11 protein-coding genes are annotated in these 11,891 nt (G+C 67.1%); 7 read left to right on the top strand and 4 right to left on the bottom strand.

Annotated features, from left to right (window positions below; translation table 11 throughout):
- Positions 1-43 precede the first annotated feature (43 nt).
- Positions 44-1,090, top strand: coding sequence for a DnaJ domain-containing protein (locus ACYVKR_RS02105; protein WP_460479060.1), 1,047 nt, complete (start codon positions 44-46; stop codon positions 1,088-1,090).
- Between the two features lie 71 nt (positions 1,091-1,161).
- On the opposite strand, the gene ACYVKR_RS02100 is transcribed toward ACYVKR_RS02105, so the two are convergent.
- Positions 1,162-1,686: a pilin gene (locus ACYVKR_RS02100; RefSeq protein WP_460479059.1), complete on the bottom strand. Its 525-nt coding sequence runs from the start codon at positions 1,684-1,686 to the stop codon at positions 1,162-1,164.
- Positions 1,687-1,930: 244 nt separating this feature from the next.
- Here ACYVKR_RS02100 and ACYVKR_RS02095 point away from each other — a divergent pair, with 244 nt between their 5' ends.
- The gene (locus ACYVKR_RS02095; protein ID WP_460479058.1) at positions 1,931-2,479 is read left to right on the top strand and encodes an SEL1-like repeat protein; all 549 of its coding nucleotides are present in this window, start codon (positions 1,931-1,933) and stop codon (positions 2,477-2,479) included.
- An 88-nt stretch (positions 2,480-2,567) separates the two neighbouring features.
- On the opposite strand, the gene ACYVKR_RS02090 is transcribed toward ACYVKR_RS02095, so the two are convergent.
- Entirely contained in the window at positions 2,568-3,140 is a 573-nt protein-coding gene (locus ACYVKR_RS02090) for a 5-formyltetrahydrofolate cyclo-ligase (RefSeq protein ID WP_460479121.1), read from the bottom strand.
- Positions 3,141-3,540: 400 nt separating this feature from the next.
- On the opposite strand from ACYVKR_RS02090, the gene ACYVKR_RS02085 reads away from it, so the two are divergent.
- Positions 3,541-5,520 carry a lytic transglycosylase domain-containing protein gene (locus ACYVKR_RS02085; protein ID WP_460479057.1) on the top strand — a complete coding sequence of 660 codons (1,980 nt, stop codon included), beginning with the start codon at positions 3,541-3,543 and terminating at the stop codon, positions 5,518-5,520.
- 108 nt (positions 5,521-5,628) lie between these two features.
- Here the strand turns inward: ACYVKR_RS02085 and ACYVKR_RS02080 are convergent, their stop codons facing one another.
- Both ACYVKR_RS02080 and ACYVKR_RS02075 read right to left on the bottom strand, forming a co-directional pair.
- On the bottom strand, positions 5,629-6,570 hold the full coding sequence (locus ACYVKR_RS02080) for an MBL fold metallo-hydrolase (protein WP_460479056.1): 942 nt from the start codon (positions 6,568-6,570) through the stop codon (positions 5,629-5,631).
- A gap of 13 nt (positions 6,571-6,583) precedes the next feature.
- Positions 6,584-7,552 (bottom strand): Bug family tripartite tricarboxylate transporter substrate binding protein, encoded by a 969-nt coding sequence (locus ACYVKR_RS02075; protein WP_460479055.1) that lies wholly within the window; start codon positions 7,550-7,552, stop codon positions 6,584-6,586.
- A gap of 181 nt (positions 7,553-7,733) precedes the next feature.
- On the opposite strand from ACYVKR_RS02075, the gene ACYVKR_RS02070 reads away from it, so the two are divergent.
- From ACYVKR_RS02070 to lnt, 4 genes are all read left to right on the top strand, one after another.
- Positions 7,734-8,228 (top strand): Lrp/AsnC family transcriptional regulator, encoded by a 495-nt coding sequence (locus ACYVKR_RS02070; protein WP_460479054.1) that lies wholly within the window; start codon positions 7,734-7,736, stop codon positions 8,226-8,228.
- Between the two features lie 112 nt (positions 8,229-8,340).
- Positions 8,341-9,096: a GNAT family N-acetyltransferase gene (locus ACYVKR_RS02065; RefSeq protein ID WP_460479053.1), complete on the top strand. Its 756-nt coding sequence runs from the start codon at positions 8,341-8,343 to the stop codon at positions 9,094-9,096.
- A 99-nt stretch (positions 9,097-9,195) separates the two neighbouring features.
- Positions 9,196-10,080, top strand: coding sequence for an HlyC/CorC family transporter (locus ACYVKR_RS02060; RefSeq protein ID WP_460479052.1), 885 nt, complete (start codon positions 9,196-9,198; stop codon positions 10,078-10,080).
- A gap of 9 nt (positions 10,081-10,089) precedes the next feature.
- Complete coding sequence (gene lnt, locus ACYVKR_RS02055; RefSeq protein ID WP_460479051.1) at positions 10,090-11,691, top strand: apolipoprotein N-acyltransferase; 1,602 nt, start codon at positions 10,090-10,092, stop codon at positions 11,689-11,691.
- Positions 11,692-11,891: the final 200 nt, after the last annotated feature.

Genomic DNA, 11,891 nt, shown 5'->3' with positions numbered 1-11,891 from the left:
GTCTTGCAAAAGGCCGCAGCGGCAAGCTGCACCTGCTACCATGTTGCACTGCAACATAGATTGCGCCAGAGAGACCATGCACCTCGACGACCCTTACCACGAACTTGGCCTGGCACCGGGCTCCAGCGATGCCGAGGTGAAGGCGGCGTGGCGCCGCCTGTCCGCGCGCTGGCACCCGGATCGCAACGACAGCCCGCAGGCGCTGCAAAAGATCCAGCGTATCAACCGGGCGCTGGAAGTGATCCGCCGGGCCCGGGACGAGCCGGAGGCTACAGCCGAGGAGCCCGCCCCCGCTGCGGAGGAGTCCACCGTCGAGCACACCGTGAGCCTCACGCTCGAAGAAGTGGCGGCCGGCTGCGTCAGGGAAGTGCGGGGCGAGGTGGTCGAAGACTGCGCTGACTGCGAAGGCAGTGGCCTGCAACTGCACACCACCGAGTGCAGCGAATGCAAGGGCGCCGGCCATATCCGGCAGCACCACTGGTTCGCCTGGGTCGCGTCTACGGCCGAATGCACCGCCTGCCAGGGGCATGGCAAGACACGCCAGGGCTGCACCGCCTGCGCGGCCAGCGGCAAGGCCCCCGCGAGCAAGTACCGCTGCCGAGTGCAGGTCGCGCCCGGCGCGCGCGCTGGCGACCTGCTCCATGTCACGGCCCGCGTGCAAGGCCGGCGGCGCCAGCATGGGCTGGCACTGCGCCTGCGCGTGGAGCTGCAGCCGCACGAGTTCTTCACGGCCGAAACCGATGGCACCTTGAAGTGCGAACTGCCCGTCGATGGCTTTGCCTGGATGGCCAACCGCTGGATCGAGATTCCGACACCCCGTGGGCTGCAGCAGATGAGGCTGCGGCGGGGCTCCCTGAGCTACCGCATCAAGAATGCGGGCCTGCCGTGGATGAGCGAGGCAGAGGCTGCGGACTGCATCGTCACCGTCGTGCCGATGTTTCCGGAGGAATTCAGCCGGGAGCAGGATGCCGCGATCGACCGGCTGGTGGCCAGCAACTCGGGGGCGGCCGGCACGCCGACCGGCGATCGCATGGCGGCGTGGAATCGGTTGGTGGGTGGCTGGCAGGAGCGGCGTGGGCGAGGGCTCTGATAGCCATCAGCAGTAAGTCGCAAAGAAAAAGAGCGCCAAGGCGCTCTTTTTTGCAGATCTGCTGCCTGTACTTAACGGCACTCAGATGGCGCGTACTTGGCTGGCATGGTGCCCAGACCTGCATTGCCCAGATCACGGGTTTTGGCGGTGGTAGCGGCATCAGAGGCACAGGCCCAGTCGATAGCGCCCGTCTTGTCGGCCAGAGCTACTTTCTGTACGTTGGGCGAGAACACCAACGTCACTTCTGCGGCCGCAGCCGGCAGGCCAGAGGTGGCGGCTGCTGCAGACGTCACGGTGATTTCGCCGGTGTCGGCGATCTCGATCTTCCCCACATACTTGGACTCGATCTCCTTGACGTCGCGTTTGTTGTACTCTGCCGCCACAGCCTTCACGCCTGCTAAGCCGTCGCTCTGGAATGCTTCGCTCACCAGCGACTTCGGCGACGTGGCGGCAATGAGGAGTTCCGAGACTTTGGAGCGGGCCGTGTAGTCCTGGTAGGCCGGCAGCGCGATAGCCGCCAGGATGCCGATGATCGCCACGACGATCATCAGTTCGATCAGGGTGAAACCCTTTTGCAGTTGTCGATTCACTCTCATATTGAACTCCTCCGTGTGAAAAAGCAGGCCCGGGGGCCTGGTTCGGGCGTGGTGCCCAAGCGGAGGAATTCAGCGCAAGCCGCGTGCCATGTGCGGAAAGTAATTGAATTTACAAAGAAACCAAGATTTGTCGCTGCCCAGGGTGCGACAGCGGATGGCTGTCGCTGGGGGTATTACGACAAGTTGAATGATTGTCAAAATAAATCGATGACAGAAGTTGAATAAGCGTTCATAGAATCGCCGCATGACCGCTGTCTCGCCACCCTTGCATCCCCTCAGCCTGAATGCCGCCGCCGTACTCACGGGGCGCAGCGTTCGCACCTGGCAGCGCCGCATCGAGGATGGCGGGGTGCCGCGGCTGGGCGCGGCGAACGGGCGGGCGATGCTGCCGTATGCGGCGGTGCAGCCGCTGCTGGTGCTGGACCTGGCCGAGGACGAGGTGCAGATGCTAGTGCGGGCCGACCAAGGCGATGCCCAGGCACAGGCCGAACTGGGTGCGCTGTTTGCGCTGGCGGCATTGCGCGAATCGCGGGGCGCGGCTGCCACGCGCCGCCGCAGCTGTGCGCCAGCGGCGCTGCACTTTCTCGCGCAGGCCGCGCAGCAGGGCGAGGCCGATGCGATGCACTGGCTGGCCATCCTGCATGCCGCGGGACTGGGCGAGCCGGCCGAGCCCGGCGAGGGCACAGGGCAGGCCGGATCGTTGATGTGGATGGCCAAGGCTGCGGCCCATGGCCATGCGATAGCGCAGGGGCAGGTGGCCGCGCTGATGGCGGCCAAGCTACCAAAAAAATAGCTGCTGGCGCTTGATTTGAATGGATTTCAGATAGTTTTGTATCTGAAATTCCGATGTATCAAGCGCTAGCAGCTCTTTTTTCAGGAGCCTATACCGGCCACACCACGCCGTTGTCGTTGAGGATGGCGTCGAGCGGCACGTCGTGCGGCTCGGGTTCCAGGTCATCGATGAAGCCGCTGGTGTAGCCCAGGCCCACGGTGTAGGGGCGGGGCTCCAGCGCGGCGAGGGTGCGGTCGTAGAAGCCGCCGCCGTAGCCCAGGCGGTAGCCGCCGGGGCCGTAGCCCACGCAGGGCACGAAGAGCAGGGTGGGCACGATCAGCTCGGTGTCCTTGGGCTTGGGGATGCCGTAGGCGTCTTCCTCCATGGGGCAGCCGGGGTGCCAGGCGTGGAAGGTGAGCGTCTTGTGCTGCTTATTGACCACCGGCAGGCCGATGCGGCGCAAGAGCGGCTCGTCCATCAGCGCGCCGTCTTCCTTCCAGCGGTGCAGCGCGGGCAGTGGATCGAACTCGCCCTTGATGGGCCAGTAGGCCCCGATCACCGTGTCCGTGCGCTCCGTCAGCCAGAAGCGCAGCACCTGCATCAGCTGTTCCGACTTGCGCAGCCGGTCGGGCATGTTCAGGCGCTGCTGCACCAGGGTTTTGCGCAGGGCTGCTTTATCCATCCAGGGCTCCTCCAGCGGTTGGAACGTGTTCATGGCCTTTTCATGGGGCCCGCAAGGCAGCAAAAGGCAGCAATCTAGGCGCCTGCTGCTGCCCAGGCCGGTGGCCTGGGCAAGGCGGGCAACGACGAGTGCGGCTTTTTGGCTGCCTTGCCCATGGGGTTGCCACGCAAAGCCGGCGTCTGCGGCGTTGCAGATCCTCGCAATAGCGGGGCTATTGCTGCGGTACTGCGCCTTGCATCCACCGGCTTTGCGTGGCAACGGGCCCCATGAAAAGGCCATGAACACGTTCGTGGTGGCTGTTATTGTGACAGCAAGCAGCGCGGTGATTGGCCTTGCACGGCTTCGTGCAAACACCGAATGGCTATCATTTTGCGCAGTGAATGACGAGGTGATGCAGCCCATGCGTTGGAAAATTTTGCTAAAGCCGCTGCTGGCGGCGCTGATCGGTGCCAGCCTGTGGCCCGCCGTGCACGCCCAGAATGCGGGCGACGAGGTGCTGCTCGACATGCAGCAGGCCTTCCGCAAGCGCGACAAGCTGCGGCTCACACAGCTATTGCCCGCCGCCCAGGGCCATGTGCTGGAGCCCTGGGCCGCCTACTGGGAGCTGCGCGCGCGGCTGAACGAGGCCACGGCCGACGAGGTGCAGGCCTTTCTCGCGCGCTGGGCCGGCACCTATCAGGAGGACCGCCTGCGCAACGACTGGCTGCGCCTTTTGGGCCAGCGGCGCGACTGGAGCAATTTCGCGGCGCTGCACCCGGCCTTCCGCATGGGCGACGACCGCGAGGTGCAGTGCTACGCGGGCGTGGTGGAGATGCTGTCGAGCGGCAAGGCCGACGAGATCGCGCGCACCGTCAAGGTGAACTGGTTCGCCCAGCGCGACTACGAGGACGGCTGCAACTACGCGGCCGGCGAGCTGTTCACCGCCGGCAAGCTGGGCGCCGACGACGTGTGGCGCCGCGCGCGCATCGCGATGGAGGCGAGCCGCCCGCGCGCCGCCCGCGCGGCGGTCGAGATCGTCGCGCCCATGCAGTTGCCGGCGCTGCGCGAGCTGCTCAATTCGCCCACCAAGTTCCTCACCAAGGCCAAGGCGCAGGGCAAGGACCAGCAGGAGCTGGCCACGCTGGCGCTGGTGCGCGTGGCGGCCGACAACCCCGACGGCGCCGCCACGCTGATGGCCACGCGCTGGGCCGATGCGCTGCCGGCCGAGCAGCGCGACTGGGTCTGGGGCGTGATCGGCAAGGAGCAGGCGCTCAAGCTCTCGTCCGATGCGCTGGCCGCCTATGCCCGCGTGGGCAAGGACAGCCGGCTGACCGACGACATGCTGGCCTGGAAGGCGCGCGCCGCCTTGCGCGCCGGCAACTGGCAGGCGGTGCGCAAGAGCATCGAGGCCATGGGCGAAGAAGCCCGCGCCGACAGCACCTGGGTCTACTGGCGCGCCAAGGCGCTGCAGCAGGGCAAGGTGAGCGAGGCCGAGGCCAGCCAGGCGCGCGAACTGTTCCAGAAGATCGCCGGGACGCAGGGCTTCTACGAGCAGCTGGCGCTCGAGGAATTGGGCCAGAAGATCACGGTGCAGAGCAGTGCCTACAGCATCGACGAGCAGGCCAAGGCCAAGGTGCGCGCCGACCCGAGCCTGGTGCGCGGGCTCTACGCCATCAACATGGGCCTGCGCAGCGAGGGCGTGCGCGAGTGGAACTACGGCACCAACCTGCACACGCCCGGCGGCCTGACCGACGCCGAGCTGCTGGCCGCGGCCGACTGGGCCTGCCAGCGCCAGGTGTGGGACCGCTGCATCAACACCAGCGAGCGCACCAAGGCGGTGGTGGACGTGCAGCAGCGCTTTCCGATGCCGTACAAGGACGCGGTGGTGGCGCGCGCCCGCGAGATCGGGCTTGACCCGGCCTATGTCTACGGCCTGATCCGGCAGGAGAGCCGCTTCATCATGGATGCGCGCTCGGGCGTGGGCGCCTCGGGGCTGATGCAGATCATGCCGGCCACGGCGCGCTGGACGGCGCGCAAGATCGGCATGGCGGATTTCACGCCGTCGTCCATCAACGACCGCGACACCAACATCACGCTGGGCACGGCCTACCTGAAGCTGGCGCTGGATGATTTCGACGGCTCGATGGCGCTGGCCGCCGCGGGCTACAACGCTGGACCGGGCCGCCCGCGCTCGTGGCGCAACGGCCCGGTGCTGGACGCCGCGATCTGGGCCGAGAACGTGCCCTTCGGCGAAACCCGCGACTATGTGAAGAAGGTGCTGTCCAACACCACGAGCTACGCGGCGCTCATCAGCGGCCAGCCGCAGTCGCTGCGCGCCCACCTGGGCACCGTGGGGCCCAAGCCGCTGGGCGAAATCGAGATCGCCAAGGACCTGCCCTGATATCAAAAAGAGAGCTGCTAGCGCTTGATTTGCAATCGATCCAGATATTTTTCTTTCTGAAATCCTTGTATACCAAGCGCCAGCAGCTCTCTTTTTGAGAGTGGCCGATTACTGATTCACCAGCCGGCCCTGCTCGCGCAGCGCCACGCCCGAGCGCACCAGTTCGTCGATGAGCTGCGCATGCCAGGCATCAGGCGCGGTGCCGGCGAAGTGGCGCTCGTGCAGCAGCTGGAAGACCAGCGTGGCCCTCAGCCAGGCGTGTACCTCGGCCAGCGGCAGGCTCTGCCATTCGAGCAGCTTGTACTTGAGCAGCACCTTGGCGGCGTGCATCGCATGGCGCCCGGGGCTGGCGACAAAGCTGTCGAGCCGGCGGCGCGCGTTGGCCAGCGCCGTGGCCACGTCGGTGAACACCGCGCCATGGCCAGGGATGACGGTGCGCGGCTGCAGCCGCTCGATCACGTCCAGCGTGGCGGCCACCGCGTCGAAGGCGGCGAGGCCGTCGATCTCGGGGAAGACCACGCCGAAGCCGTTCTCCCACAGCGCATCGGCCGAGATCAGCGTGCGGCTGTGCGGCTCGAACAGGATGACCGAATGCGTGTCGTGCCCCGGCGCCGCGTGCACCTGCCAGGGCAGCTCGCCGAGTTGCGTTTCGGTGCCGGGCTCAAGCAGCTCATCGAACGCAAAGCGCGGGCAGTGCTGGCCGGTGGGCGCATAGCTGAGCCGGGCCTCGTCCCACGCCGCGATGGCGCTGGCCTCGCCGGGCGCAATGGCGATGCGCGCCGCGGGCCAGCGGGCCTTGAGCGCGGCGTTGCCGCCGCAGTGGTCGCTGTGCAGATGGGTGTTGGCGATGCGCGCGAGCGGCGCGCCGGCCAGCGCGGCCTCGACCAGGGCCACGGTCTGCGCGGCGTGGGTGTGGTAGCCGGTATCGACCACGGTGGCCACGCCCGCCTGCCCCGGGCGCACCGCCAGCACGATGTTGTTGGCGGACAGCCAGCCCCGCTCCAGCACCTGGACGCCGGGGGGAAGTTCGTAGGCAGCAGCAGTGTTCATGCGCCCGAGCGTATCAGTTCGCCTGGGCCTGTATGCGCGTGGCCTTGATGAGGAACTGGTACTTGCGGCCTTCCTGCTTGACGTACTGCGCCAGTTCCTGCAGCCGCATGTCTTCGGGCGCGATGCCCATCTTCTGGTATTCGCCCTTGAAGCGCGGATCGGTCAGCGCGTCCTGGAAGGCCAGCGCATAGCGCTTGGCATCGGCATCGGGCAGCGAGGCCGGCGCGAACACGCCGAACCAGGTCGCCACGTCGAAGCCCGGCACCTCCTCGTTCACGCTGCGCACATTGGGCAGCGCGATGTTGCGGTCCGGCGTGGTCACCGACAGCGCGACCAGCTCGCCCGACTTGATCAGCGGCAGCGCCGAGGCCAGGTTGTCGAACACCAGGTCGACCTCGCCGCCGAGCAGCGCCTTCTGCGCGGGCGCGGCGCCGGCGTAGGGGCGGTTGTTCATCTGCAGGTTGGCCAGGGTCTTGAGCATCTCGCCCGCGATGTGGCCGATGCTGCCGTGGCCGCCCGATCCCATGCTCAGGCCGTTGGGGTGGGCCTTGAGGTAGGCCACCACGTCGGCGGTGGACTTGAGGTTCAGCGCCTGGGCGCGGGCCTTGGTCATCACCAGCACGTTGGGCACCCGCGCCACCAGGATCAGCGGCTTGAAATCCTTCTGCGCGTCATACGGCAGCTTGGACAGCCAGGGAAGGATGGCGTGCGTGGCCACGGCGCCCATCACCACCAGGTTCTCGCCGGGCTTGGCTTGGGCGATCAGCGCCGCGCCGGTGGCGCCGCCCGCGCCGGGCTTGTTGGCCACGGTGATGCTGCCCAGCGCGGATTTCGCGCCCTCGGCCAGCAGCTTGGCCGAGGCGTCCAGCGGGCCGCCTGCCGGGTAGGGAACGACAAAGGTCAGGGGCTGGCTGGCGTTCTGCGCCAGCGCGCAGGCGGCCATGCCATAGAGCAGGGCTCCGGTGAGAAATAGGCGTCGCACGGTGTTGAGCTTTGTTGACGATTGAAGTGGCGGGAGTATAGGGGTTACGCTAGGTTTCTCCGCATATACCCTGTGACAGGTCTGGACAGGCGGCGCAGCTTTTGTGTGCGAGTGGTTATTGCAGCGCAGCAAACGTGCATGGCCGTGCCGGGCGGAGAAGCATCGCTTCTACAATCACTGCATGACCACCAGCCCTGCCCACGCACTCGACAAGCTTGACCGCGCCATCCTCCACTGCCTGCAAGGCAACGGCCGCGAAACCTACGACGTGATCGGCGAGCAGGTGGGCCTGTCGCCCAGCGCGGTGCTGCGCCGCGTCAAGCGACTGGAGGAAGCCGGCGTCATCGACCACTACGTCGCCCTGGTGCGCCCCGAGGCGGTGGGCCTGGGCATGACGGCCTACCTGAACGTGCGGCTCGAGAAGTTCACCGACGCGCACAAGCGCAGCCCCATGGACCTGTTCCGCACCAGCGTGGCGGCCTGGCCCGAGGTGGTGGAATGCGTGGCACTGACCGGCGAGATGGACTACCTGCTGCGCGTGGTGGTGGCCGACATGGCGCACTACAGCCGCTTCGTGATGGACACTCTGCTGCGCCACCCCAGCGTGCAGGATTGCAAGACCAGCTTCGTGCTCGAACGCGTGAAGAACACCACCGCGCTGCCGCTGGAGTGGTGAGCGCCCACTGGCGCCGCGAAGGGCATCGTGCCAGCAGGGAATAGCATAGTCGTTCACAATGTTGCATTGCAGCATTCTTGTGTTGCCTGGGGAAAACCCTTATATTGAGGGCATGATGATGACGAAGGAATGGTTTCAAGACACGATGGGCGCCGGCCTGCAGGCACTCGGCCCGTTCTTGGGACGCTCCGGCGGACAACCCGGCGGAGCCCCCGAGGGCGGCAAGAAGCGGCGCGGCAGCGCATCGCTGGTGCCCATCCGCGCCCTGAGCGAGCGCCACCGCCCGCGCATCGCGGCCCACCTGCTCAGCCTGGACGAGACCGATCGCTACCTGCGCTTCGGCTACAGCGCCAGCGACACGCAGATCGAGCGCTATGTGGAGCAGCTCGACTTCAAGCGTGACGATATCTATGGCATCTACAACCGCCGCCTCAAGCTGATCGCCATGGCGCACGTGGCCTTTGCCGATGCGCCGGGCATGGAAAGCTGCGCCGAGTTCGGCGTCTCGGTGCTGAAGACGGCCCGCGGCAAGGGGCTGGGCGCGCGCCTGTTCGACCGCGCGGTGATGGATGCGCGTGCCCACGGCGTGCGCATGCTTTTCATCCACGCGCTGTCGGAAAACACCGCCATGCTGCGCATCGCCCGCAATGCCGGCGCCAAGGTGGAGCGCGACGGCTCCGAGTCCGAGGCCTACCTGACGCTGCCGAAGGCCGGTTTCGACACGCGCGTGGCCGACCTTGTGGAGAACCAGATGGGCGAGATGGACTACCAGTTCAAGAAGCAGGCGCGCCAGTTCTGGGACTTCCTGGCCGCGGTGCAGGAAGTGCGCCGCAGCGTGCAGGAAGGGCGCCACCGCTCCGGCCAGTGAGGCCGGCACGGCCCCAAGGGGGAATGCTCTGCGCGGGTCTCGCAGAATCCGCTATCCTAGGGGCCTCTTTCACTACCGCACGTCCTGCATTCCAAGACAGTGTCCGACCCCCATCCTTCGCGCTTTCCCGAAAAAGAAGACAAGCGCAGCTTCCTGCAAAAGGTTGTTGAATTCATCCACCCCGGCCCCGACTCTCCCGACGAGCTGATCGAGACACTGGCCGAGGCCGAGGACAACGATGTGATCAATGCCGACTCCCGCGTCATGCTGGAGCGGGTGATCCGGATGGAGGGCATGACGGCCGGCGACGCCATGGTGGCCGCGCCGCGCATGGACCTGGTCAATATCGACGCCGACTACGACGACGTGCTGCGCAGCGTGATCAGCACGGCGCATTCGCGCTTCCCGGTCTACCAGGGCGAGCGCGAGAACATCATCGGCATCCTGCTCGCCAAGGACTTGCTCAAGCTGCAGCGCTCGCCGCAGCTGAACATCCGTGCGCTGCTGCGCCCGGCGGTCTTCGTTCCCGAGAGCAAGGGCCTGAACGACCTGCTGCGCGAATTCCGCGGCAACCGCAACCACCTGGCCATCGTGATTGATGAGTTCGGCCGTGTGGCGGGGCTGATCACCATCGAGGACGTGCTCGAGCAGATCGTCGGCGAGATCGAGGACGAATTCGACATCCCCGAAGAAGAGGGCGACATCTTCGCGCTGGCCGACGACACCTACCGCATCTCGGGCGACACCCCGGTCGAGCGGGTGGCCGAGAGCTTCGGCGTGCAGCTTGAGAGCAGCGACCCGGACGAATCCTTCGAGACCATCGGCGGCCTGATCTCGCACGAGCTGGGCCACGTGCCCAAGCGCGGCGAGCAGATCATGCTGGGCGGGCTGCATTTCGAGGTGCTGCTCACCAAGGGCGGCGCGGTGCGCTGGTTCCGCGTGCAGCGCAGCGCCGCCGTGGCGATCAACGGTGCCGGCGCCTAAGCGGTTCTGATGGGCGTGGCTGCTGAATCCCGCTGGCGCTGGCTTGTGCCCGCCATGCTTTGCGCGCTGGCCGGCGTGCTGCAGGCCTGGTCGCTGGCCTGGCCCTGGCATGCCGCCGAGAGCCCGCTGCCCTACGGACAGCCGCTGTGGTGGCTGCAGCTGCTGTCGCTGGCGGTGCTGGCGGCGCAGGTGCAGCGCGCCCCGGGCGCGCGTCCCGCGGCCGGGTTGGGCTGGATCTTCGGCACCGCCTGGCTGAGCGCCACCTTCTGGTGGCTGTACATCAGCATGCACACCTACGGCGGCCTGCCCGCGCCGCTGGCCGCGCTGGCGGTGCTGGCGCTGGCCGCCTTCCTCGCCCTCTACTACGCCCTGGCCTGCGGCCTGTACCGCCGCTGGCTGCCGCAGGGCACCGTGGGCCGCGTGCTGCTCTTTGCTGCGCTCTGGCTGCTGGCGGAGCTGGCCCGGGGCGTGCTGTGGACCGGTTTCCCCTGGGGTGCGGGCGGCTACGCTCACGTCGAGGGGCCGCTGGTGCCGCTGGCGCGCTGGGTAGGCGTGTACGGCATGGGCGCTGTGGCGGCGGCCGGGGCCATGCTGCTGGCGCTGTGGCGCGGCGAGTGGTTCAAGCGCTCGGCGCTGTACCTGGCGCTGGCGGTGGCCGGCGCCGTGTTGCTCACGCTGAGCTGGCAGCGCGACCTTGCCTTGCTGCAGGCTGGCGGCGGCACCTCGGTGCGCAAGACCGTAGAGGTGGCGCTGCTGCAGGGCAATATCCCGCAGGATGAGAAGTTCCAACCCGGCTCGGGCGTGCCCCTGGCGCTGGAGTGGTACGGACAGCAGTTGGCATCCACGCAGGCCCGCCTGGTGGTGGCGCCCGAGACGGCGATCCCGGTGCTGCTCAAGGATGTGCCGCCCAACTACTGGCAGGCGTTGGAGCAGCGGTTTGCCAGTGGGGAGCAGGCGGCCCTGATAGGCGTGCCGCTGGGCAACTTCACCGAGGGCTACACCAATTCCATGGTGGCGCTGTCGCCGGCCGGCGGAGGCTACCGCTACGACAAGCACCATCTGGTGCCTTTCGGCGAGTTCATCCCGCCGATGTTCCGCTGGTTCACCGACCTGATGAACATCCCGCTGGGCGACTTCAACCGCGGCGGCGTGGGCCAGGCATCGTTCGCCTGGGCGGGCGAGCGCTGGGCGCCCAACATCTGCTACGAGGATCTGTTCGGCGAAGAGCTGGCGGCCCGCTTCGTCGATCCGGCGCAGGCGCCGACCGTGCTGGTGAACGCCAGCAACATCGCCTGGTTCGGCGACTCCATCGCCATCGACCAGCACCTGGCGATCAGCCGCATGCGTGCGCTGGAGCTGGAGCGCCCCATGCTGCGCGCCACCAACACCGGGGCCACGGCCGTCATCGACTACCAGGGCGAGGTGCAGCAGCAGCTGCCGCACCAGAGCCGCGGCGTGCTCACCGCACAGGTCGAGGGCCGCGACGCCACCGTGACACCCTACGCCTGGTGGGCCGCCCGCCTGGGGTTGTGGCCGCTGTGGCTGCTGGGATTCGGCCTGGCGGCGGTTCTCGCCTGGGGCCGGCGGCGCCAGGGCTCGCCAGCGCCATAAAGTAGATGCCGACTGGATCGGCGGAATATTGCTCTATTTGGCGGGTAATGCATGCTTTTTGCGCGATTGCCCTGCGGCCTCTGCCCATTTGCAGAATCTGACCAAAGCTACGTTTTTTGCGCAAAGCACAGTGAAATTCATGGCTTTGTCATGTGATACGGCATTGGTTAGGCTGGATAATGGTGGGGTATATCTATAGA

Source organism: Comamonas humi (genome assembly GCF_054782535.1).
This window is presented reverse-complemented; position numbering and strand designations above follow the sequence as displayed.